Source organism: Microbulbifer mixtoriginis (SeqCode) (assembly GCF_052467235.1).
Genome location: NZ_CP174305.1, coordinates 550,568 through 573,143 on the forward strand (window position 1 = coordinate 550,568; position 22,576 = coordinate 573,143).

17 protein-coding genes and 6 tRNA genes are annotated in these 22,576 nt (G+C 52.3%); 9 read left to right on the forward strand and 14 right to left on the reverse strand.

The window, feature by feature from the left end:
• Nucleotides 1–2: 2 nt before the first annotated feature.
• The 9 genes from ACJJIO_RS02325 to ACJJIO_RS02365 all read right to left on the reverse strand — a co-directional run bounded on the left by ACJJIO_RS02325 (nt 3) and on the right by ACJJIO_RS02365 (nt 12,243).
• On the reverse strand, nt 3–203 hold the full coding sequence (locus ACJJIO_RS02325) for a hypothetical protein (protein WP_252085344.1): 201 nt from the start codon (nt 201–203) through the stop codon (nt 3–5).
• 340 nt (nt 204–543) lie between these two features.
• A complete protein-coding gene (locus tag ACJJIO_RS02330; RefSeq protein ID WP_444888589.1) occupies nt 544–1,932 on the reverse strand; it encodes a class II fumarate hydratase in 1,389 nt (462 codons plus the stop codon).
• A gap of 58 nt (nt 1,933–1,990) precedes the next feature.
• Nucleotides 1,991–2,437, reverse strand: a complete 447-nt coding sequence (locus ACJJIO_RS02335) for a DUF4399 domain-containing protein (protein WP_444885444.1) — start codon at nt 2,435–2,437, stop codon at nt 1,991–1,993.
• 294 nt (nt 2,438–2,731) lie between these two features.
• Nucleotides 2,732–3,166 carry a hypothetical protein gene (locus ACJJIO_RS02340; RefSeq protein ID WP_152456343.1) on the reverse strand — a complete coding sequence of 145 codons (435 nt, stop codon included), beginning with the start codon at nt 3,164–3,166 and terminating at the stop codon, nt 2,732–2,734.
• Between the two features lie 211 nt (nt 3,167–3,377).
• Nucleotides 3,378–5,429, reverse strand: coding sequence for an NAD-dependent DNA ligase LigA (gene ligA, locus ACJJIO_RS02345; protein WP_444910028.1), 2,052 nt, complete (start codon nt 5,427–5,429; stop codon nt 3,378–3,380).
• A 155-nt stretch (nt 5,430–5,584) separates the two neighbouring features.
• Nucleotides 5,585–6,619: a cell division protein ZipA gene (gene zipA / locus ACJJIO_RS02350; RefSeq protein WP_444910029.1), complete on the reverse strand. Its 1,035-nt coding sequence runs from the start codon at nt 6,617–6,619 to the stop codon at nt 5,585–5,587.
• A 23-nt stretch (nt 6,620–6,642) separates the two neighbouring features.
• Nucleotides 6,643–10,146 (reverse strand): chromosome segregation protein SMC, encoded by a 3,504-nt coding sequence (gene smc / locus ACJJIO_RS02355; protein WP_444910030.1) that lies wholly within the window; start codon nt 10,144–10,146, stop codon nt 6,643–6,645.
• Nucleotides 10,147–10,474: 328 nt separating this feature from the next.
• Complete coding sequence (ccmI, locus tag ACJJIO_RS02360) at nt 10,475–11,728, reverse strand: c-type cytochrome biogenesis protein CcmI (RefSeq protein ID WP_444910031.1); 1,254 nt, start codon at nt 11,726–11,728, stop codon at nt 10,475–10,477.
• The gene (locus tag ACJJIO_RS02365) at nt 11,725–12,243 is read right to left on the reverse strand and encodes a cytochrome c-type biogenesis protein (RefSeq protein ID WP_444888920.1); all 519 of its coding nucleotides are present in this window, start codon (nt 12,241–12,243) and stop codon (nt 11,725–11,727) included. Before ACJJIO_RS02365 ends, ccmI begins: the two co-directional genes overlap by 4 nt.
• Before the next feature lie 184 nt (nt 12,244–12,427).
• On the opposite strand from ACJJIO_RS02365, the gene ACJJIO_RS02370 reads away from it, so the two are divergent.
• The 6 genes from ACJJIO_RS02370 to ACJJIO_RS02395 all read left to right on the forward strand — a co-directional run bounded on the left by ACJJIO_RS02370 (nt 12,428) and on the right by ACJJIO_RS02395 (nt 13,943).
• Nucleotides 12,428–12,503, forward strand: a tRNA-Val gene (locus tag ACJJIO_RS02370).
• A 48-nt stretch (nt 12,504–12,551) separates the two neighbouring features.
• Nucleotides 12,552–12,628, forward strand: a tRNA-Asp gene (locus tag ACJJIO_RS02375).
• A gap of 442 nt (nt 12,629–13,070) precedes the next feature.
• Nucleotides 13,071–13,146 (forward strand) — tRNA-Val (locus ACJJIO_RS02380).
• Between the two features lie 48 nt (nt 13,147–13,194).
• Nucleotides 13,195–13,271: transfer RNA gene (locus ACJJIO_RS02385), tRNA-Asp, on the forward strand.
• A gap of 471 nt (nt 13,272–13,742) precedes the next feature.
• Nucleotides 13,743–13,818: transfer RNA gene (locus ACJJIO_RS02390), tRNA-Val, on the forward strand.
• Nucleotides 13,819–13,866: 48 nt separating this feature from the next.
• Nucleotides 13,867–13,943 (forward strand) — tRNA-Asp (locus ACJJIO_RS02395).
• Nucleotides 13,944–14,053: 110 nt separating this feature from the next.
• Here ACJJIO_RS02395 and ACJJIO_RS02400 read toward each other — a convergent pair.
• Nucleotides 14,054–14,512, reverse strand: coding sequence for a GFA family protein (locus tag ACJJIO_RS02400; RefSeq protein ID WP_252085337.1), 459 nt, complete (start codon nt 14,510–14,512; stop codon nt 14,054–14,056).
• A 344-nt stretch (nt 14,513–14,856) separates the two neighbouring features.
• The gene (locus ACJJIO_RS02405; protein ID WP_444898590.1) at nt 14,857–15,747 is read right to left on the reverse strand and encodes a patatin-like phospholipase family protein; all 891 of its coding nucleotides are present in this window, start codon (nt 15,745–15,747) and stop codon (nt 14,857–14,859) included.
• 182 nt (nt 15,748–15,929) lie between these two features.
• Here ACJJIO_RS02405 and ACJJIO_RS02410 point away from each other — a divergent pair, with 182 nt between their 5' ends.
• The 3 genes from ACJJIO_RS02410 (at nt 15,930) to ACJJIO_RS02420 (ending at nt 17,873) form a co-directional block, all read left to right on the forward strand.
• The gene (locus ACJJIO_RS02410) at nt 15,930–16,427 is read left to right on the forward strand and encodes a PH domain-containing protein (protein WP_444888583.1); all 498 of its coding nucleotides are present in this window, start codon (nt 15,930–15,932) and stop codon (nt 16,425–16,427) included.
• A 110-nt stretch (nt 16,428–16,537) separates the two neighbouring features.
• On the forward strand, nt 16,538–17,272 hold the full coding sequence (locus ACJJIO_RS02415; protein WP_444910032.1) for an esterase/lipase family protein: 735 nt from the start codon (nt 16,538–16,540) through the stop codon (nt 17,270–17,272).
• 139 nt (nt 17,273–17,411) lie between these two features.
• Nucleotides 17,412–17,873 (forward strand): GNAT family N-acetyltransferase, encoded by a 462-nt coding sequence (locus tag ACJJIO_RS02420; protein ID WP_252085333.1) that lies wholly within the window; start codon nt 17,412–17,414, stop codon nt 17,871–17,873.
• An 18-nt stretch (nt 17,874–17,891) separates the two neighbouring features.
• Here ACJJIO_RS02420 and ACJJIO_RS02425 read toward each other — a convergent pair whose 3' ends face one another.
• Genes ACJJIO_RS02425 through ACJJIO_RS02435 form a run of 3 tightly spaced genes read right to left on the reverse strand, consistent with a single transcriptional unit; the run spans nt 17,892 to nt 22,355 of the window.
• Nucleotides 17,892–19,400, reverse strand: coding sequence for a PepSY-associated TM helix domain-containing protein (locus ACJJIO_RS02425; protein ID WP_444910033.1), 1,509 nt, complete (start codon nt 19,398–19,400; stop codon nt 17,892–17,894).
• 46 nt (nt 19,401–19,446) lie between these two features.
• Nucleotides 19,447–20,085, reverse strand: coding sequence for a hypothetical protein (locus ACJJIO_RS02430; RefSeq protein ID WP_444910034.1), 639 nt, complete (start codon nt 20,083–20,085; stop codon nt 19,447–19,449).
• Between the two features lie 38 nt (nt 20,086–20,123).
• A complete protein-coding gene (locus ACJJIO_RS02435; RefSeq protein WP_444910035.1) occupies nt 20,124–22,355 on the reverse strand; it encodes a TonB-dependent siderophore receptor in 2,232 nt (743 codons plus the stop codon).
• Nucleotides 22,356–22,576: the final 221 nt, after the last annotated feature.

A 22,576-nucleotide genomic window follows, 5' to 3' on the forward strand; every position in this document is an offset into this window, starting at 1 on the left:
GTCTACTTTCGCCTGCGTAACCAGCTCAATACGGCCCCAAAACCCAACGCAGCTGCAATAATGACAAACAGCGCTAACAGCAAAAGGACCAGGTAATAAAGGACATCCTTGACAGGCAGGTCCCAGCTAAAGATCGCCGCCGCAACAAATGCGACACAGGCGAGCACGCTGGTAATAAAGGAGCGGCGACTTTTATTGGCCATGGTGATCTGGATACATTGATTTTTAAAACAGGTGAGATAGCCACTTCTTGTGGCGCTACCATTGTATTGTCGGCACCTAAGAGCCTGTAAAAAGCCCCCATGAAACATTGTGAAATTAATCAAATGTTCCCCAGCTACCGACGCGGCGTCGAATCGTGAGGGATCGGCAGGTATCTGTCAACGCCGCAGGAGGCGCAAATGCCCAGAAGAATGCTGGAACCCGAAGATCAGGCTACCCTGCTGCGCCTCTTCCGCTGGATGATACTTATGACACTGATTGTCACCCTGATAATGCTGGGCATCGCGGTCTTTGCCTAACCCCCCCCTATTTAAAGAGTCGCTACTCCCCCACCAATCCTCCCTTCGCCAGATGTGCCGGGTCCAGCAGTCCCTCAAGAGTTTTGCGATCCAAATCCGTCATCTCCAGCGCCACATCCATCACCGGACGACCACTTTTATAGGCCGCTTTAGCTATTTCAGCGGCCTTCAGATACCCGATGACCGGATTCAGGGCGGTAACCAAGATAGGGTTCCGCCCCAGGGTTTCGTCAATATGGGCGCGATTCACGGTAAAGCTTGCGATAGCCCGATCCGCCAGCAACTGCGCGGCATTGGCGAGCAAGTGAACGCTCTCCAACAATGTGCTGGCCACCAGGGGCAGCATTACATTTAACTGGAAATTGCCACTTTGTCCGGCCACTGTGATGGTTGCGTCGTTACCCATCACCCTTGCCGCCACCATTGCGGCAGACTCAGCAATTACCGGGTTCACCTTGCCGGGCATAATACTGCTGCCCGGCTGCAGGGCTTTGAGCTCAATCTCCTTGAGACCTGCCAAGGGACCACTGTTCATCCAACGCAAGTCATTGGCAATCTTCATCATGGATACAGCCAAAACCTTGAGCTGCCCAGACAGCTCCACTGAAGTATCCTGGCTGGAAATCGCCTCAAAAAAATTCTCCGCTGGGCGGAATTGCTGAGAAGTGTGTGCACTCAACTTTTGCGCAAAAAGCTCGGCAAAGTCAGCGTGGGCATTGAGACCAGTACCCACCGCCGTGCCGCCTTGGGCCAACTGTGCCAGGCGCGGCATACAGCCACGGATGCGCTCTCGACCAGCTTCAACCTGTGCCGCCCAACCACTCAGCTCCTGCGCCATAGTGATAGGAACAGCATCCATCAGATGGGTTCGGCCTGTCTTGACCACGCTCTCCAGCTCGACGCTCTTATTGCATATTCCGGTATGAAGATTACGCAACGCCGGCAGCAACTTGTCGCGCACTGCCAGCAGAGCCGATACATGTATCGCCGTGGGAATCACGTCATTACTGCTTTGACTCATATTGACATGATCATTGGGGCTAATAGACAAGCCATTGCCCTCTGCAGCGAGGTGCGCCAACACCTCGTTCACATTCATATTTGAACTGGTGCCGGAACCAGTTTGGTAAATATCCACAGGAAAATGGCGCGCAAACTCCTCATCGCCAAGTCGATCACAGGCGTCGATAATCGCTGTCGCCCTCGCCTTATCCAGCAAGCCCAGATCCCTGTTGGCCTCGGCAGCAGACTTTTTAATCAGCACTATGGCCCGGAGAAATTCAGCGGGTAGGGGCTTGCCACTGACAGGGAAGTTCTCTACGGCACGCTGGGTCTGTGCCCCGTAAAGCGCCTCCTGTGGCACTTGGATTTCGCCGAGACTGTCCTTTTCAATGCGGAATTTATCGCCCATTTGTGTCCCTCAGGGTGCACTCCTGTGCACCGTTCAGAAATGTGGAATTGCCCGGGATCTACTCGACTACAACGGTAATCTTTTTCGATACCACCGGATTCTTGTGGGGCACATGCATATAGTTGCCCAGCACCAGTTGTAGCGTATGTTTACCGGGCGGCAAGGTGACTTGTGTCTCTGTCTGACCACCACCAAAGTGAATGATATTTTCAGTCGCGGGCAGGGGTTTACTCAGGTCCGGCATATCATCCACATCAATCAGCAGGTGGTGGTGGCCGGTATTTTCACGCTCTACACCCGCCGGAGCCACACCCATGCCAGACAGGCCAAATTTCACAGTGAAAGTCTGTGGCACCTTCTCGCCATCTTTCGGGGAGATAATATAGAGCTTGGTTTGCTGCGGGGCCTTTTCCGCAGCTTCGGTCTTGCTGCCGTGTTCCGCAGCTTGTAACAGCGGCGACAACATCAAGGCACTGGCGAAAAGTAGAGAGTTCACTTTGATCATAATCTTTGCTTCCTGATAAGGCGCCTACGACGCCAATTCTTATCATCTGGCTGAACAGCCCACCAACCCCACATTCTGCGGCGGGGTGGCAAACAGCACTTTACCAGACCAAAGTCCCACTGAAAGGGGGTTCCAGGGAATATAGTTGCCGAACCGAAGGTGAGCGCCAAAATCTGTGACTGACGCCTCGCGAAAAGCCTTAGGCAGAGGAAGCCTCTGAAAGAAGGAAGTATTAAGAGCTAAAAGAAAAGACCCAAGATACCGGGGATTGAGGCGCAGAGTGAGCTTGCCAAGTTAGACACTCACCCGCCCCTCCTGGGTCCATTCACAGCGTACCTGCATGTCACCACTTCCGGGTTCATGATAGAGGCCAGCAGCCTCCCAACTAAAGGAATGCACTCCAGAAAGCTCGGTTTCCAAGTGTACAGTGGCGGACACCCAGTACATGCTTCTCAACAATTCCTCAAACTTCTGAATCCACATATCCCATTCATACTCTACCGCACGATAGGAGGCACCAAAGTGGATCACATCCGTTTGGTATTGGGATTGCTTCATTTTAATGGTGGGAATAGAAAACATATCGCGACAGAGAAAGGGCCACTCGTCGGCACTGGGCAGAGCGAGTACCGCATTGCGGTTAATGCGACGGCGTTCGCTACCTCCGGCAAGGCTATTGCTGTCTTTGATACAACCGTAGACTATGGATTCCTGATCGCCCTGAAGCATTAATTCCTTTCCTTACCGCAGCGCCACCGGACATCAGGTACCCAGGGCAAAAAAGATCTAGGAGATGCACTTTAACGGCGAAGCGACCAGAAAGCCATAACTCCACGGGTGATCATTGGCATTACCATAATCATCGCCAATTTTTTTATAAATTACTTGTGAGATTTAACGGGAGGCGCGAGCACCAATTCACAGTGCCCGCAGCGACAGATTAAATTTCAAATCCCCGTTGGCGCAACATATCCATCAGACCCTCTTCATCCATCACCGGAATGTCCAACTCCCGTGCCTTGTTCAATTTTGAACCGGCACCGGGGCCCGCCACTACATGGTGCGTTTTTGCAGAGACACTACCAGCCACCTTGGCACCGAGACGTTGCAGGTAATCCTTGGCCTCGCTGCGTGACAGCGTTTCCAATTTTCCGGTCAGCACCCAGGTCTGGCCCGCCAGGGGTTGCTCCTCTGCTGCGACTTCTTCCACCACCCAGTGCACACCAGCCTGGCGCAAGGCTTCGATCTCCTCCTGGGCGTGGGATTGCTGGAAGAACTCGGCAACAAAATGGGCAACAACGGGTCCCACGTCTTCCACCTCCTGTAGTGCCTCTTCACTGGCCGCCATCAATACCTCCAGGGAGCCGAAATGGCGAGCTAGGTTGCGCGCAGTCGCCTCTCCCACCTCGCGAATACCCAGTGCATAAAGGAATTTGGGCAGGGTTGTATCTTTGCTGCGCTCCAAGGCATCGAGTAGATTTTGTGCAGATTTCTGCCCCATACGCTCGAGCCCGGCAACCTGATCGAGATCGAGGTGGTAGAGGCCGGAAACCGAGTGCAGCAGTCCCTCATCCACCAACTGCTCCACTAATTTGTCCCCCAGGCCATCAATATCCATCGCCTTGCGCGAAGCGAAGTGTTTGATCGCCTGCTTACGCTGAGCGCTACAAATCAAACCACCACTGCAACGGGCAACGGCTTCTCCGGGAGTGGATTCTACCGGCGAATCACACACCGGGCAGTGCGCTGGAAATTCAATTACACGGGCATCTTTCGGGCGCTTACTCTCCACAACCGAAACCACCTGGGGAATCACATCCCCAGCACGGCGAATTACCACGGTATCGCCGATCATCACACCGAGGCGCTGGATTTCATCGCGATTGTGCAAAGTCGCATTGGAGACGGTTACCCCGCCCACAAACACCGGCTTAAGGCGCGCCACTGGGGTCACTGCCCCAGTGCGTCCCACCTGGAACTCCACATCCAGAAGCTCGGTCATTTCTTCTTGAGCGGGAAATTTATAGGCCATGGCCCAGCGCGGCGCCCGGGCAACAAAGCCCAAACGGCGCTGCAAAGGGATACTATTGACCTTAAACACAATGCCATCGATATCGTAGGGTAAGCCCTCGCGTTTATCGCCGAGCTCGTGGTGGTATTCGATGCAGGCCTGAATATCCGCCGCCAAACGCATTTCGCTATTCACCCGAAATCCCCACTGCCCCAGTAACTCGAGCGTTGCCAGATGCTCTTCCGGCAGAGAGGCCCCCTCGACCAGCCCAGTACCATAGACACAAAGCTCAAGCGGGCGCTGCGCGGTAATGCGGGAATCGAGCTGTCTAAGACTGCCCGCCGCCGCATTGCGAGGATTGACGAACAGCTTCTCGCCCGCGGCGGCAGCCTTGCGATTTAACTCGGCAAAGCCCGCCTTGGGCATATAGATTTCACCGCGCACCTCCAGCACTGTCGGATACGCAGTGACCCCCTTTTCTCGACGCAGACGCAGTGGCACCGAGCCCACAGTGCGTACATTCTGCGTTATATCTTCGCCAGTGGTGCCATCACCACGGGTCGCCGCACGCTCCAAAATGCCATTGCGATAGAGCAGACTGATAGCGATACCATCCAGCTTGGGCTCACAGGCATATTCGATTGCGCCCTTGCTATTCAGGCGGTCTCTCACCCGCCGATCAAACTCCAGCAGCTCCTCGTCGCTAAAGGCATTATCCAGAGAAAGCATGGGCACTTCGTGGCGCACTTCCGAAAAGGAGGATAGCGGCTCTGCGCCGACCCGTTGGGTAGGCGAATCCGGGCTCAGCAACTCTGGGTATTGTTGCTCTATATCCTGCAACTCTCTTAGGCGGCGATCGTACTCCACATCCGGTAATTCCGGATTATCCAACACATAATATTGATAATTAGCTTTTAGGAGCAGCTCGTGCAAAGCCTCTACTCGCTCGCGTATTGACTGGGGTATGGATTGTTTGGTCATCGACAGTTCGAGTGAAAATAAATCAAAAAAATTAAACTCAAATGCAACAACGGCCCCAGCTCGCGGAAAAGCCCTCAGGCTCAACCGCGGCCTGGGGCCGCGTTGTTACAAAGTAAGAATTGTAAAACTATGCGAACAAATAGTGTTGCAGGTTATCAGCCTTGCGCCTTACTCAGGGCCCGGCGACGCTGATACTCCACGACACGCTGACGATAGTGCTCAGCAGTCTGGGCAGTGAAAACACTGCGATTTTCATCTTTCAACTCGCCCCCGAGCAACTCGGCAATTTTGTAAGCGGTAGAAAGCATCTGATTGAATGCCTGGATCGCCTCGCCCTCAACCGGCAGCGCCAGGAACATACTGACCCCCGGGGTGGCAAACTCCTCCATTTGTGCCAGGTCAAAAACACCCGGCACCACAATATTGGCCAGGCTAAATATCACCGCACCATCGGCACCACCTCCCTCGTGGTAATGGAAGATATTCATCTCTCCAAAACGCATACCAGAGGCCACCATTACCCGCAGAAGATCGTTGCCCTCAAAGTAATCGCCTTCGGGTGCCATCACATTAATAACCAACACTTCATCGCGGACCGAGCTTTTTTCTACAGCGGATTCTTTGCTTGGCGACACAACCGTATCGGCTTCGCGGGCTTGGGGTTCATCCCGTGGGGAAATGGGCTCTGGGCGCTCTTCGGTGAGCGCATTGAAGCTCTCAGACTCATCCAGCGCCGGCTCAAAGCGCTGCTCCTCGCCCACAGAATCCATCAAAGTGGGCACCTGCTCCTCCAGGTCCAGCACCCCCTGCTCATGGGCGTTGCGCTGCGGTGCACTGCCTGCGAGGGGCTTGCGCGAGGAAATAAAGCTCTCCTGCACTTGGCGGTTCACATGCAGTGCATCTTCCATAGCACGCCTCTGCACAACACGCACCTGACCTGGCAATTCACTGGTTGCCGGTCGCGGCTTTGTCTCTTCCTGGGAATCTCCGGGGGTCCCACTTGTTTCAGGCGGGCGAGCCGGTTCCTGCACAAGGGGGTCCGCATCACCCCCCACTTCGGATTGCATCGCTTTGGACAGATTTCGCGATACCTTCACCGCGGCTTTCTGCCGTAAAATTGCGCGGCGTACGCCGTCCAGCACCACTACAAGCAGCACTACCACGAGGATCGTAACCAGCCAGTTATCCATTTAAGCGCTCCTCCTTTTACGCCTTATGCAGAAGCCAGCTCTGCTGCTTCTTCTACATTCACCGACACCAGGCGAGAGACACCCGGCTCATGCATGGTCACACCCAACAGCTGATCCGCCATCTCCATCGCAATCTTGTTGTGGGTAATATAGATGAACTGAACGTGTTCTGACATTTCTTTAACCATTCGTGCGTAGCGACCTACGTTAGCGTCATCGAGAGGAGCATCCACTTCGTCCAGCATACAGAAAGGTGCTGGATTCAAGCGGAAAATAGAGAATACCAGGGCGATTGCCGTCAGCGCTTTTTCCCCACCGGAGAGTAAGTGAATCGTGCTGTTGCGCTTGCCCGGCGGGCGCGCCATGATCGCGATCCCAGTATCAAGCAGGTCCTCGCCAGTCAGCTCCAGATAGGCGTTACCGCCCCCAAAAACTTTCGGGAAGAGTTCCTGCAAGCCCGCATTGACCTGATCGAAGGTCTCCTTAAAGCGGCTTCTCGTCTCTTTGTCGATTTTCTTAATTGCATTTTCCAGAGTCTCCAGCGCCTCCATCAGGTCACCGTACTGGCGATCCAAATAATGTTTACGCTCAGACTCCTGTTTGTATTCATCAATAGCGGCGAGGTTGATCGGGCCCAAACGTGAGATACGCGCGGCTACCAACTCCAGATCTTCCTGCACCTGGGGAATCGTCAAGTCCCCGGGTAGCTGTTCGAGCAGCTGATCCAAATCCTGTTCGTCTTCGCGCAGCTGTTCTACCAGGCCGTTGCGCTGCACTTCGAGGGTTTGTGCGGAGAGACGTTCCTGCTCCAGCTGGGCACGCACCCCCTGTAAAGCCGCCTCAACCTTGTGCCGCTCCTGTTCCTGTTCGCGCAGCCCCGTCTCCACCTCTTCGAGTTTTTTACGGGCTTCAGCCAGCTCCGTTTCCACCTCAATACGCTCACCCAGCTTCTCCTCCAGCTCCATTTGGAAATCCTGGGAGGGGTCCTGGGTTTCAGCCATCTGCTCCTGCAGCTGGGCCCGGCGGCTACGCAAGCGCTCCAGCTGCTCACTCATCACTTGCAATGTGCGCTCCAGAGAAACCATCTGAGTGCGCACCGACTGTTCGCGCATAGCTAGCTCGTGGGCGCGATCCTTGTCCTCGCGCGCACGCTGTCTGGCGGCATCCAGGGCTTCGCGCAGGGCTTCGCGCCGCTCCATCAGCATTTCGCGACGATCGGTGTCATCGCTCATGGCCTCCACGGCTTCCTGCAGCATCAGGCGCGCCTCGGAAAGCGACTCACCTTCGATTTCCTGCTGCTCACGCACCTCGGCAATTTCCTGCTCGATGCGATTGCGGCGCTCACTCATCTGCTCTGCGCGGGCGCGGCGAGCAGAGAGCTGGCTGCGTAATTCGGCTTCGCGCCGCCCGAGCTGCTCGGAGTCGTTGCGGGCTTGTTCAATCGCCCGCTCAACACCAGTCACTTGTTCGCGCAGAGATTCACGCTGCTCACTGCACTGCTCAATCTGCTCTTCGCACAGGGATATCTCTGCGGACAGAGTTTCCAGATCCTGCTTGCGGGCGAGCACCCCAGTCTCGGCATCGCTGGCACGGCTCACTCGCAACCAGTTAGGACCCAGCCAGAGCCCATCCCGTGTCACAATAGACTCATGGGGTTGCAGGCCAGTGCGCTGTGCCAGCGCTTCATTGAGAGTGTCCGCGGTATAGATGCCGGCGAGCAGGCCGGTAAGAGAGGACGGCCCCTGTACAACGCTTGCCAACGTGGGCAGCTGCCCAACGGTCGCTGCTCCCACCACGGTGCTATCGATAAAGACAGCCTGGCCATTTTGCAGCTGCTCCAAGCTCTCAGTCAGACTTTCCAACTGCTCGACACAGACCGCCTGTAACTGTTGACCGAGAACGGTTTCCACCGCTGTTTCCCAGCCCGCTTGTGCCTGGATTTGGTCAGCCAGGCGTGGGCGATCGCTCAGGGATTGCTGCTGCAGCCAATTTTCCACCGCTTTGCCCTGCCCCAACGCAGCCTGTTGCAGCGCCTCAAGAGAAGCCTGGCGGCCCCGGCTGGTTTGCAACTGCAGGCGCAGCTGGTCCAGCTCTGTCGCCAGCTCCCGCTCGCGATTGCGTATTTCCTGCAGGGATTCTGCTCGCTCGGCAACTTCCTCGCGACGCTCCTGTACCTGCATTTCCAGCTCGGCAAGCTGTTCATTTAACTGCTGGGTTTCCTCATCATCCTCGGAAACCTGAAGGCCGGACTGCTCTGCGGTGAGCTTGTTAATCCGCTCCAGTAGTCGCTGCCCCGAAGTCTCCAGATGTTGGATGCGAGACTGCTGCACCTCTGCTTTCTGGCGAGAGCCAGAAGCCCCTTGATTAAACTGATCCCACTCGTTTTGCCAGTTGCGCATCTGCTCTTCGGCTTCGAGTAGCCCGGTGGCGGAATCCTCCTCTGCGGCGAGCACCATTTCCAGATCTGGAACAATTACTTCTAGCTCTTCCTCAAACTGGGCTGCCTTCTCGCGATCTACTTCCAGGTTGGTCTCTGATTCGCGGAACTCCTGCTCGGTCTGGGCCAAATCGGAATGCAGGCGAGTGGAGCGCTCGCGGGCATGGGCGATACTCTGCTCCAGGCGGGCAATGTCCGCACCCACCGCATAGAAGCGCCCCTGCACTTCATTAAAGCCATCGGATAACTCGTGATAGCCAACACGCTTTTGCTCAATGCCGGTATCACAGTTCACCTGCCGGGTTACCAATTCCTCAACGGTAAGCTCCAGTTCGCCAATCTGTTGCTGCTTGGCGACAGCCTGCTCATTGAGTTCGCGGTATTTTAGGGCTTGCAAATTTGCCTTATGGCTGCGCTCTTCCTCTTTAAAGCGGCTGTATTTTTCTGCCGCGGCGGACTGTCGCTCCAAGCGAGACAATTGCCGATCCAGTTCATCGCGAATGTCGGTGAGACGCTCTAGGTTTTCAGAAGTACGGCGCATACGGTTTTCCGTATCCCGCCGCCGCTCCTTGTATTTGGATATACCTGCAGCCTCTTCGATATAGACCCTGAGTTCCTCGGGCTTGGCCTCAATCAACTTGGAAATCATGCCCTGTTCGATAATCGCATAACTACGCGGACCGAGACCGGTCCCCAGGAACAGATCAGTTACATCGCGGCGACGGCACTTCTCCCCATTTAGGTAATAGTTATTCTGGCCTTCGCGCGTGACCTTACGTTTTACCGAAACTTCGGAGAATGCGGCGTAGGCGCCAGTTAATTTACCGGCAGAATTATCAAATACCAGTTCAATAGAGGCCTGACCTACAGGTTTACGACCACTGGAGCCATTAAAGATAACGTCTGTCATAGAGTCGCCGCGTAGATTTTTTGCGGACGACTCACCCATTACCCAGCGCACAGCATCGATCGTATTCGATTTACCACAGCCGTTAGGGCCAACCACCGAGTTGAGGTTTGTCGGGAAATAAACAGTGGTGGGGTCAACAAAGGATTTGAAACCCGCAAGCTTGATGCACTTCAGACGCATGTATTCTTAAACTCGGTATTTTTATCTTTGCCGGCCCGATCACCAAGCACTCAATTGTACATGGCGCCACCGGGGCTTTCAGCGCGGCTTTTCACAGTATCTTTTCACGCGGATTATCGGCCGGAATGGCCAGTGGTCAAGTCAAGATCGCGCAATGGCTTTAACTGGTACCCAATGCCAACATTTCAAGCGGCACAAAATCACCACCAGTGGCAAAACAAAATCTATTTCTACCAGTGCGGCTGTGACCGCCCAGGCGCCAAATAGTTCTCAGGCCGCAGCACTCTCCTGAACACTGCAGCCTGCCAACGCGATACTTGAATAGGGCCTAAAGCTCCCGGTCAATTACGATAGACTGCGACTCACTCCAGCTGGATTTAGGTAGGGTCTTGATAGAGCCCTGCCAATCGCCCGCCGCGGGGCGCGCGTCACCACGCAAAGCCAAGCGTGCGACCAATTGCACCGTATCTACGGTTGAAATAGAGCGCCCTGGCATCATAGCCCGAGATTCATCCAACACCACTTCGGCTGGTAACTGGCCAGCGGTTAGCCGAACAATCGCCAAAGGCATTGGGCTATCAGTGCTGCGGGCATAAATGAACACCGGCGTTGACGGATCTGCTTTAACTTGGTCACCCAAGCTCACTTGCACTCGAATTTCCGCTGCGGCCTCACCCTCAACTCCAGCATTTTCCTCTACAGCGGCTTGAACTATCTCAACCGCACCATCTTTACCATCTTCGCCCAGGGCCTTTTCGGCGCGGGCAACACCCGCCGCCAATGCCTCTGCCGCCGCAGACCCTGGAGCCAGCTGCGCAAGGGCACCCTGCCAATGATCACGCGCCTTGCGGTAATCCTTGTCCTCATAGGCTGCAATTCCCGCCAAGCCTAATGCTGTCCCATTGCTGGGCTGGGCCTCTAGCACCTGATCGACCAGAGTGCGAATTTCATCCGTTATTTTAGAGCCGCCCGCAAAAAATAACGCTTGCGCCAGCTCGGCCTTAACCATAACTGCCTCGGGTTCGCGTGCCAGCACATAGCGATAGGCCTCTACCGCTCCGGCGATATCACCAGTGACCAGAAGCCGTTGAGCCAGAACAAAGCGACTACTCAAATCCTCAGGGTGAGTTTCTGCCCGCTGCTTTAACTGCTGGGTGATGCGCTCTTCAGCTGAGGAGTCTGTTTGCCCCTGCTGACTGGCCAACATTTCACGGTACAGAGATACTTCCTGGGGGCGTTCAGAAAAGACATAGGCCCCCACTGCAATCGCAGGCACAAGAACGGCCAGACCAATCAGCAACCCGGAGCCTTTACTCGAGGGGGTTACGGCATTCACTTCTTCTTTGGCACTCAATAATTCGCGTGCCATCTCCGCTTCCAGCTGGGCAAATTGCCGCTCATCCATAGCGCCACTTTGCACCGCTGAGCGAAGCTCCCGCGTGCGCTCTCGATACAGCTGCGCCAGGGCTTCGCGCTTATCTCCACCGGAACGCCGGGCACCGACTCCACGCAATCCCGGTAAAAGGAAGATAAATGCCAACAGCAATAACAGGATCGCTAAACCAAACCAAATATCAGTCATTTGCTCTTCTTCCCAGGATCAGTCAAATCGTCCAGGTCATCACCTAGCAGTTTTTTCAGACGGCGCCTCTCTTCTGCAGTCAATTCTCCAGAGTCATCGTCCTGACTGGCACCAGTGCCACTGCGAGAACGCACCACAATCACAATCAAAGCTAGTAGACCCACCAAGGCAAAGATGCCGGGAGCCAGCCAAAGCGCCAGAGTATTGCGCTGTACCGGGGGCCTGTAGAGAACAAAGTCCCCATAGCGGGCCACCATGTAGTCGGTAATTTCTTTGTCTGTAAAACCCTCTTCCAGTAGCCGGCGAATTTCCCGCCGCAAATCTGCGGAAATCGACGCATCCGAGTCGGCCAGGTTCTGGTTCTGGCATTTTGGACAACGCATTTCTTCGATCAGTACCCGGTAGCGCGCCTCCAGTTCCGGAGAGGACAACTTCTCCGTCTCCACCACCGCCTGTGCCACTACGGATAGGCACAAGAGGCCAAACGCAAGTAGAAATTGCCCCAACCAGCTCATCTGTTTCACGGCTTACTCCACGCTCACACCCTGGAAATTTACGCGATTATAACAGTGTCGCCACTTGCCGGACACGCCCACCATCTCGTTCTTAAACGCCTTAACTCATTGAAAGACAAAAAAAAATTCAAAAAAGGCGTTGACGCCGCAAAGAATATCATTAAGATACGCAGCTCCTGACACGGGGTGGTTAGCTCAGTTGGGAGAGCGACGGCCTTACAAGCCGTAGGTCACAGGTTCGACCCCTGTACCACCCACCACTTCTCTTACTCTTGCCAGGCAAGAGCCATCAAGAGAAGCAGGAATGCGGACCGGTAGTTCAGTTGGTTAGAATGCCGGCCTGTCACGCCGGAGGTCGCGGGTTCGAGTCCCGTCCGGTCCGCCACATACAAAAAAGCCCTGCTCGCAAGAGCGGGGCTTTTTTGTATGTGCAGACATTAACACCCTGTAAAACTCCTTCTCCAAGCTCCTGCGCCACACCCACCTGCAGCAACTCAAGCAATTAACAACAATACACGGCAGTAAAAAATCCCCCTCCCCGCACAACCATTATTAACAGCCTCACGTGCACACAATTTTAATCGCCAGTAACAAGGCAACCAGCAATTCCCAACCCGAAACGGGTTTCTTTCAGCACCATTTAATTGTCAGCAGGATAAAAAGCCAGCAAGTTATTTTTAAGTAAAATAAATTCAGCGGATAAAACTCTGAAAGAAAATCCACCACCTAACTGATGTTTTTTTATCCTAAATCAAGTTTTTAGAATTTTTTTGCCATAGTTGTTGACCGCTAAAAAAATATCATTAAGATACGCAGCTCCTGACACGGGGTGGTTAGCTCAGTTGGGAGAGCGACGGCCTTACAAGCCGTAGGTCACAGGTTCGACCCCTGTACCACCCACCACTTCTCTTACTCTTGCCAGGTAAGAGCCATCAAGAGAAGCAGGAATGCGGACCGGTAGTTCAGTTGGTTAGAATGCCGGCCTGTCACGCCGGAGGTCGCGGGTTCGAGTCCCGTCCGGTCCGCCATATACAAAAAAGCCCTGCTCGCAAGAGCGGGGCTTTTTTGTATATGCTCCGATCCCATAAGCAGCCCAAAGAAATTTTTGTTAAAAAAATTAATTAAATTTCGAAACTATATCCGGCAACCCGTTAAAGGGACGGCGCAAGTCTGAGTGATCGCCAGCCTGCTACAGAAAACCTCATCGAAGCAAATTCTTACCAAAAGCTTCCTTTGTGGACCACACAAATCAATCACTTCACCCGATGAAATAATCTGCCAGTCCACACCGAAATATTCTTTAGATTTATTTTTTACTGACGACCAGCAAAGACAGAACAGCTCTTTATCTGCCGGAAAAACATTCAGCAAAAAGGTAAATTAAAAAAAATAATTGAGAATTGATGATTTTTCGATCTAAATAAATTTTTATTTAATTTTTTTTGTTAAAGCTATTTACCACAGAAAAAAAATCATTAAGATACGCAGCTCCTGACACGGGGTGGTTAGCTCAGTTGGGAGAGCGACGGCCTTACAAGCCGTAGGTCACAGGTTCGACCCCTGTACCACCCACCACTTCTCTTACTCTTGCCAGGCAAGAGCCATCAAGAGAAGCAGGAATGCGGACCGGTAGTTCAGTTGGTTAGAATGCCGGCCTGTCACGCCGGAGGTCGCGGGTTCGAGTCCCGTCCGGTCCGCCATATACAAAAAAGCCCCGCTCGCAAGAGTGGGGCTTTTTTGTATGCGCCGATAACCAACAGAGATTGAGGAAAGTAGAATTGTCTAATGGCTTATTAGAGTTTGCTGCGCCTCAACTTTCCAGTAACTCACCCTCTTCTCTTTCGATCACTTCGTGCAGCAGTCTACTCAGCTCATCCATTTCAGGCATCTCCGCAAAATGCTCGGCCTGACCACCAATCTCATCCCAGTACGCTTTAGAATCAACGTGTAAGTGGGCCATCACCTTACCGCGAAACTCTCCGTCTAGCAGTCCAGCCGGCACCCAAAAGTGCGTGGTATTACTCATCAGGTGAGGAACAGAGCTGCCGCATTCACTACAGAAGTCGGAACGAAAACCGGTAGGTTTTCGATAAGAGGAAATTTTGTCCAATCCACGCACCCAGCGAAACTGTTCACGACTGATGAATAATGCGGTATCTGATGCGGAACCACTTAACTTGCGGCAGAGTGAGCAGTGGCATTGATAGAGACCGGGCAGCGGCTCTTCCAGCTGAAACTCAACAGCGCCGCAGAGGCACTTTCCGTTCATTATCTACTCCTTTACCTTAAGTTTGTTATTCAAAATTTTGCTTGGAATCCCACGAGCCACAGAACCATTCTCCTTATAGCCCTACAACTCATCCCATCACGGCAAGAAGGGGCAACTTAATAAACCCGAGCCAAGCAACCCTTCAAGCCGGCAGAAACACTATGAAAATTCAAAGGTTCCTTAGGTTAGCAACATTCTCCCCCCTTCACACAAGACTCCTACAGGTCAAAGAAGAAGTAAATGCCAATACTAGGCAAACTCCAGTGAAGCCTCTAGCCAACACGCCCCCCAGCCTTACTGGTATACATGCAGCTGCCACCCTAGTGGTGAGCACCCGCAGCCCTTTACGGGCTATCAGGTCCTATTGGCGGCAACTTATCCCCTGAATTTCTCAGGAAGCTTCGACCCAGCTCACTGCCGACCAAATACCCCTTCTCCAGCAACTCAACCTCCTGAGTAAAACGCTTAACGGGAAAGTCCGCAGGAGGCGCTATCACTGACACCCGGCAATCCGGTGGTGGCGCCTGGATAAAGTCTAAAGCACGGTTGTAGCGCTCTCCGCGCTCCAAGACCGCTTCAAACAGGCGGGCGTGATCGTGGAAAAACTGCTTGATGAACTTAGGGGCTGAACCCACTGGTTTTCTATAACCCAGTGGGCGAGACAGAATCACAGTAATATCCCGCGCCCCCTGCTCGTATGCTCGAATAACCGGGATTGAGTCAGCCAGGCCACCGTCGGTCATTGGTTCCCCAGCAACAGGAGGGAACTCCCGGTAAGCCATGGGGATAGCGCAGGATGCAGGGAACACTTCATGCATATTCTCGGGCGTGACGCATACATAATGGGGCTGCCCGCTGTTGATGCTAGTTGTCACCGCATAGAGAGGCACGCCATTTTCCGTATAGCGCTCAATATTCAGAGGGACATCATTGTAAGAGGCATGCCATAACCAACTGATATCGCAAAAGTGCCCCCCTCGCAAATAGCGCCGCCAGTCAATAAAGTCCGCGCGCGTAGCATGGTCAAGTAAAATCTGGCGGCTGCGGCCATGGTCTCCCGCCAGGTAGCCAATCAGGTTGGTTGACCCCGCAGAAACGCCAATAGCGAAGTCAAAGGGGCAAAAATCCACCTCGATAAAAGCATCCAAGACTCCGGCTGCAAAAATTCCGCGCATAGCGCCACCCTCTACCACAAGGGCTGACGTGCTATCTCGCTCTTCAATCCGATTCGCCATAGTTAATCCATTGTGAAAATCGATGTTGCTCAAAATCTATTTTTGAAAACCTAAGCCGCGCTAAATCTATTTAGCCTCTCCTTTTATAAAGGGCCAATTACATAGACTGCGACTTTGCCAAGCCGATTCCATCAGCACTATGATTGAGACATTCAAACTGTCCATTACTTATTGAGTAATTTATGCCTCTTGTTGTTTTTCAAGCCCCCTGGAGCCGCCAACTGAAAATAATCAGCGCACTGAGTGCTTTTCTACTTTTGGCAATCCCCTTCGTGCTGATAGCAAAATCCCAGCAAAGCCCTTCCCTCCTCTATAGCGTTGCTATTGCCCTGCCAGCGGTCATTTTGCTACTAGGTGCCGTGTTTGCCATCCGCGGTTATACCCTCGCCAACGACTGCCTGCAGATACTAAGGCCAGGCTGGAGAACCTCCATCTCCCTAGAAGGCTTGCAGGAGGTCAAAGTCGACCCAACAGCCATGCAAGGATCGGTCCGCATCTTTGGCAACTCCGGCCTCTTTGGCTACATCGGGCTCTTCCAAAACCAGCAACTGGGTCGTTATCGGGCCTTCGTCACGGATCAAGAGAAAGCTGTTGTTTTATATTTCCCCGGTAAAACTCTGGTCATCACCCCGGACAAACCCGAACGCATGGCCGAATTACTGCGCCAACGTATTAGATGACTAAGCGGTACCCTTCAATGATGCTCCCCTCCTCATTGAGCGAGCATCTTGGATTTTTACAGGCCCCGCAGCATACTGCAGCCACGAGAGCCACTGCTGAAAGAAAATCAATGAAGAAGTTTTTTCTCACCCTATCGCTATGCCTTGGGTCTGTATTCCTGGGCGCACCATCAGTAAACGCCCACTCGGCCTGTGTAATATTGCTTCACGGCCTGGCCAAATCGGATAGTTCCATGACAAAGCTGGAGCAAGCGATTAGTGCCGCCGGCTACAAGACCGTCAATGTGGATTACCCCTCTACCCGCTTCCCCATTGAGGAACTGGCCGGCAGGGCCATAGCCCCAGCACTGGATCATTGCGCAGGACAGACCGAAATCAATTTTGTTACCCACTCCATGGGGGGCATATTGGTTCGCCAGTATCTGAGCCAAGTTAAGATTGAGAATCTCAACCGAGTGGTTATGCTGGGCCCTCCCAATAAGGGCAGTGAGGTAGTGGATAAGCTCGGTAGTTTCCCAGGGTTTGAATTTGCCTTTGGATATGCCGGCCTACAACTAGGTACAGGCGAGCTGAGTATCCCCAATAAACTAGGCAGCGCTAATTTTGATGTGGGTATTATTGCGGGTACTCGCAGTATCAACCTGATACTGTCACGACTAATCCCTGAGACTGATGACGGAAAAGTCTCGGTTGCCAGTACCAAGCTGGAAGGCATGAACGATCACTTGGAAATGCCAGTCACCCATGTCTTCATGATGAAGGACAAAAAGGTTATTGCGCAGGTACTCCATTATCTCGAGCATGGCTCCTTTGCAAGGGGTACTCAGGAAGCCCCTCTCAATTAAAATAGCAACCAGCCACTGGGCCTTTGTGAAAAAATCAGAGGCCCACTACATACTGACTTTTTTTACCCTACCTGCCGGTTTAATATCCAATCTACTCCTAATAAAAAATACAAACCCAGTAAACCAAGAGGCAATACAAGTGCAGTGGCAATGGTGTAGCTTTCAACAACTCTCTATCGATCAGCTTTATGAAATCTTGCGGGCACGCCAGGAAGTTTTTACGGTAGAGCAAGATTGCCCTTATCAAGATGCAGATGGCAAAGATCAAGAAGCCTGGCACCTAATCTGCTGGGACAAGGAAAGCCAATCCCCACGATTGATGGCTTACCTACGAGTGGTATTTCCGGGCAAAAAATATTCCGAGCCCTCAATAGGCCGTGTGCTTACCGCAGAGTCTAGCCGTGGCACAGGGCTGGGCAAAGAACTGATCCGCCGCGCGGTAGAACAAACCCTGAATGAATATCCAGGTTTGGGGATTCGTATTTCCGCCCAAGAGCACCTACGTAAGTTTTATGGAGATTTTGGCTTTGAGCAGGTCTCCACCCCTTACGAGGAAGACGGTATACCTCATATCGAAATGTTGCGCCCGGCATCGGAGTAGATACCGGGCTATACCAGCTTAGTTACTTCCAACTGCCCCACCAACAGTGGAAGCAAAGGCGCCATCCCGGTGGCGCACCCAGGTATAGAGGCAGGAGGCCGCGATACCTGCAGCAATCAGCAGCCACACAGCATTGGCAACCAGTGAGGCCCTCACAAAGGAATCCGCCCCATACAGGGAAGCGTGAACAACCACAGCCAGAATACAGGCTGCGGTGGTAGCTCCGCGGAGCAACATAGACCAACCGGCAACAGTCCCCACAAAAGCAGCTATCACACTTAAAACGATTGTGGTCAACCAGAATACCTGAGCGGCAGGCATAGCAAAGGCCAGGTAAGTCACAGCACTGAATGCAATAGCAAAAGGAATTCCCCAGACCTGAGCCATCCAAATACGCTCAAGGCGCACCGCTGGCTGCCCCCGCTGGCGCTTGCGCACCAACCAGATATTAATACCTGAAACCACCAGCACACACATGCCAATGCCCAGTAAGAAATAGGCAATTTTTACTGGGAAACCGGAGAAATGCCCGAAGTGCAGACGGAATGTGGAGAGGTATACTTGCTTGGCCGCATCACCTTCAGACCACCCCTCTTTTTCTATCAGGCTGCCATCCCCATTAAAGTGGTAGCGCTCTCCCCAAACCAGCTTTTCGGGAACCCGCGTCCAAACCTCCACTACCTGCCCCTCGCGGCCAGGGAAGGCAACCTCTAGCTTAGTACGTTCCTCACCCGGTGCGATCTGCTCCATTTGCGCAAGAATCGCAGCAAAATCTGGAAGAGGCACCTGTGCGGCATTCTCTTTCATCACCGGGTGCTCGCGATACAACATATGCTCAACTTTCTCGGTATCCCCAGCAAAGAAAACACCAGCAATTGCAAAAGCCGCAACCTGTGAAAGTCCAATAAAAGCGCCGGTAATAGCAATCGCCAAGTGAAATGGTGCAGCCCAGACGCCCAGTCGATTGTGCAAGTCCACTTGCTGCAAACGCTTTGAACCCGCCAGGCGCAGAGAGAAGGCATCCTTAATGATTTTCGGGTGTGCCAATAATCCAGAGATAATCAGTGCGGTCATCAATACACCGATCAAGCCTACAAGAGGAACCCCCAACCCCAAGGGCAGATTTAGTGCAAAATGCAAATAGGCGAGAAAGTGCGTCCACTCGTGCTGAACCTCACCCAATAAAGAACCATCCTCGTCGACATAACGCTCAATATCACCCACTTCCACAGTCAACCTGGGCATATCTGAGTTGGGGATGGTAAATTTTACTGATTCAAATTCTTCGTTTTGCTCTTTCGCCAGGGCAACCGCCTGTTCAGTAGCAAGCTGATATACAGAGGGACTGACATCGAGGTTTTCCAGCTCTGAAGCCTGCTCCCAGCGTTCAAATTCATTGTAAAAAACCGCAAGTGTTCCACTGACACAAACGATATAGAGCAAAGTGGAGATGGCCAGACCGAGAACTGAATGTCCGTCAGTCATATCACGCACAAAAGCAGGGGTTGGCTTTAGAGAAAATTTCACGTTGAATTCCTAGTGAGGTCTCTTTGATCTCAAAATCATTATTAGCTTACGCCGCTGGCATTACGGCAAAGCCACTCGCCAGTGAAAAAACTACTAGCGCTGCACTGGGGCGCAGCAATTTCTTATCCGCACTACACCAAACCATCGCCAGGGTCCAAACAATAACGGCAACAAAAGCGCCCCCTACAAGACGGGCACTCTCACCAAACCCGGTGAAGCCAAAATAAAGAAGGCCGGCCAAAAGACCACTGGCTGTTGGTAACAATGCGATAGCCAGGAAACGTAAAACACCTCGCAGCCATAATTGCAGCAAGGCCTCATTGGATGCCGCCCCGCCCGATCTCTGTTTTTCCTGCCGAGGGGGGCCGCTCGGCCAATCACCTTTTAATGCGAGCAAGGTCAGGGCGGCCAGCATAGCCAGGAGAGTGGCAATACTCACACCATATTCCACCCCCACCACTGCACTCCAAGCGAATGCCGATAACAACAGCAGGCCCCAGCCACTCCAGCGGCGCAACGGCTGGGAGCCGCTACGCAGCCAGGCTGAATAGAGACTAAAAATACCGGCAATGGCAAAAATAGTGGCCAGTCCGGCAATCAAATAGAAGGAACTCGGCATAAATATCACACTGGGAGATTTCGGCTCCCGCCCGATAGTGAAACGCAAAAAAGGGAGCTTGCCCACAGACTCCCCCTGCGGACAAACTCCCAGTCTACTCTAACTTAGAAAGTGTAACGTGCCTCAGCAGTCACGTAACGACGCTCGCCGTAGAAGCAATCACCACGGCTCAAACAAGAGGTGGTGTGAACCTCATCGGTCAGGTTTTTCACATTCAACTGGAATTTCCAACTTTCCAGGGTGTAACCGATGGTTGCGTCATATAAGGTGTAAGATGGATTCTCTGTGGGGAAATCCGCGAAAATACTATCGTAATAAGCAACTAGAGCAGGATTACTAGCTATGAGTGGATGTGCCACTGTCGTTGCATGAACCTTATCTATTCCGGTATAGCTTTCACCTACATAGCGTGCACCTACACCAAACGTAAGCCCCGGAATCCACTCCCCAAAATCATAGTCGCCCCAAACGGAAAACTGCCTCTCTGGTACACCTTCGATATCAGTGCCCAACTCAAACGGATTACTGCTCCCTGAATTATCACTACCTATCTGACTGTAATTAGCGACTAAAGTAAGGTTACCCCACTTCCCACTAGCTTCAAGCTCTAAACCTTGAATCTCTACTTCACCAACTTGAGTGAACAGACCATCATCACCATATGTTAAGCGGTTCTTCTGTTCGATATCAAAGACAGAAGCCGTCATTAAGATATTTGTGCCTTCTGGCTGGTATTTAACTCCGACTTCAACTTGCTCACCCTCAACAGGCTTAAATGAACGCCCCAATCCATCGGGATCTGACACGACGGGCTCAAACGATTCTGAATAGCTAATATAAGGTGAAATACCACTCTCAAATGCATACATCAAACCAAAACGCTTGGTGATGGCATCTTCTTTGTGGGGGCGCTGATCAACCCAAATTGCATTACTGTCGGCTTCACTACGAGTTTTATCTTTGCGAATTCCTGTATTAAAAATAAAGTTACCTAGAGTGATTTGGTCCTGAAAATAAAAGCCAAGTTGTTCAGTATCCGTTATAGTTTTTGTTCTATCTAGATCTTCCAACCCTTCTGGCACGTAGCCATAGACCGGATCGAAAATATCAATTTTTCCACCGAGGCCCCTAACCCTAATAATGCTATCTTTAATTCGAGCATCTTGACTGTCTAAACCAAAGGAGATCTGGTGTTCAAATGGGCCTGTTGTAATTTCGCCAGAAAGGCGTAGATCAAAAATCAAAAGATCGCTTTTCGCATCTTTCATATAGACCGTCCGCGACACTTCACGGATATCTTTCTGTAAACGAAGCTCAGAAGTAAAGTCTGCATACATGGTGTTGTAATCAACTTTACCCTCAGAATAACGAAGACCAGCGTTCACTCCCCAGTTATCGCTGAAGCGGTGATCAACCCACAGGCTATAAGCTGTTTGAGTAGTATCATATTTATCCCAACCTGGTTCACTCAAAAAAACATCGGTTGGGATTTCACCGTTTACGTTATCGACGATAGTACCGCCCCAAGGTAAGAAGGCTGCGGTAGTACCTGTTTCGTCTTCTTGATGATTAACGAGGAAAGTAATTTCAGTATCCGCATTGGGGCGCCAGGATATAGAAGGCATAAACAGGGTGCTGTTGTCATCGACATGATCAACCTGGGCATCCGCATCGCGGGCATAACCCACTACACGATAGAGCCACTCCCCATCATTATCTAGCGCTCCAGTAACGTCGCCAGCAATTACCTTACGATCATAGTCACCGCCCTGCACCATCAGTTCGCCACCAAACTCCTCTTTGGGACGCTTGGAAACCAAGTTGATGATGCCACCTGTAGAACTTTGTCCGTATAGAACAGAAGAAGGCCCTTTCAGTATCTCTACACGCTCAAAGGCAAAGAGGTTTGCCCTCGAACTTGTGTAGCTTCCAAAAATTGACTGAAGACCATCTACAAACATGATCGGCTCTACTGCACGAACGGTGGACCAATCACCACGGGCATCAACACCAAATAAACCACCATTCACGCCGGCAGAATACTGCAAGATATCTTGCACAGACTTGGAGCCTGTAGCATCAAAGAAGTCTTTGTCACGAAGAGAAATAGAGTAAGGCGTCTCGTCAACCGGAATATCCAATTTGCCAATAGAGGTCTGGCGGGACAGGTTCAACTCGCCGGTTACGTTAACCTCTTCAAGAATTTCATTTTTATCTTCGGCAGCAAAAGCTGCTGAACTGACTGCAGCAACAGCCAGCGCCAACAGAGAACGGCTAAGGCCGGAGATAACAGGAGAGGAGTTTTGGCGTAAACCTTGGAAACGAGCGGTGCCCATGGGGATCCCTCAACAATCATTGGAAGATTTTTGTTGCCACAGCTTCTGCTGCCGACATTTGATGACGCGGATCTTAATAGGAATCGTTATCACTTACAACATTATTAGAACATTTTTTTACTAGTGCAACTCGCCAAATAGACAAAGGCTCGTAAACAGACAGGACTAAACCGGGGTAGAAACTTAACTGACACCCCAAAAATGATAAGTTGAGAACCCTA

What these genes read in the sequence shown, in the direction of transcription:
- ACJJIO_RS02340 (WP_152456343.1), bottom strand. Translation starts at nt 3,166, where the DNA reads ATGCTTCAGGGCGATCAGGAATCCATAGTCTACGGTTGTATCAAAGAC.
- ACJJIO_RS02325 (WP_252085344.1), bottom strand. Translation starts at nt 203, where the DNA reads ATGGCCAATAAAAGTCGCCGCTCCTTTATTACCAGCGTGCTCGCCTGT.
- zipA (WP_444910029.1), bottom strand. Translation starts at nt 6,619, where the DNA reads ATGGATAACTGGCTGGTTACGATCCTCGTGGTAGTGCTGCTTGTAGTG.
- ACJJIO_RS02330 (WP_444888589.1), bottom strand. Translation starts at nt 1,932, where the DNA reads ATGGGCGATAAATTCCGCATTGAAAAGGACAGTCTCGGCGAAATCCAA.
- ACJJIO_RS02365 (WP_444888920.1), bottom strand. Translation starts at nt 12,243, where the DNA reads ATGAGCTGGTTGGGGCAATTTCTACTTGCGTTTGGCCTCTTGTGCCTA.
- ACJJIO_RS02405 (WP_444898590.1), bottom strand. Translation starts at nt 15,747, where the DNA reads ATGGCGAATCGGATTGAAGAGCGAGATAGCACGTCAGCCCTTGTGGTA.
- ccmI (WP_444910031.1), bottom strand. Translation starts at nt 11,728, where the DNA reads ATGACTGATATTTGGTTTGGTTTAGCGATCCTGTTATTGCTGTTGGCA.
- ligA (WP_444910028.1), bottom strand. Translation starts at nt 5,429, where the DNA reads ATGACCAAACAATCCATACCCCAGTCAATACGCGAGCGAGTAGAGGCT.
- ACJJIO_RS02435 (WP_444910035.1), bottom strand. Translation starts at nt 22,355, where the DNA reads ATGGGCACCGCTCGTTTCCAAGGTTTACGCCAAAACTCCTCTCCTGTT.
- smc (WP_444910030.1), bottom strand. Translation starts at nt 10,146, where the DNA reads ATGCGTCTGAAGTGCATCAAGCTTGCGGGTTTCAAATCCTTTGTTGAC.
- ACJJIO_RS02335 (WP_444885444.1), bottom strand. Translation starts at nt 2,437, where the DNA reads ATGATCAAAGTGAACTCTCTACTTTTCGCCAGTGCCTTGATGTTGTCG.
- ACJJIO_RS02410 (WP_444888583.1), top strand. Translation starts at nt 15,930, where the DNA reads ATGCCTCTTGTTGTTTTTCAAGCCCCCTGGAGCCGCCAACTGAAAATA.
- ACJJIO_RS02415 (WP_444910032.1), top strand. Translation starts at nt 16,538, where the DNA reads ATGAAGAAGTTTTTTCTCACCCTATCGCTATGCCTTGGGTCTGTATTC.
- ACJJIO_RS02400 (WP_252085337.1), bottom strand. Translation starts at nt 14,512, where the DNA reads ATGAACGGAAAGTGCCTCTGCGGCGCTGTTGAGTTTCAGCTGGAAGAG.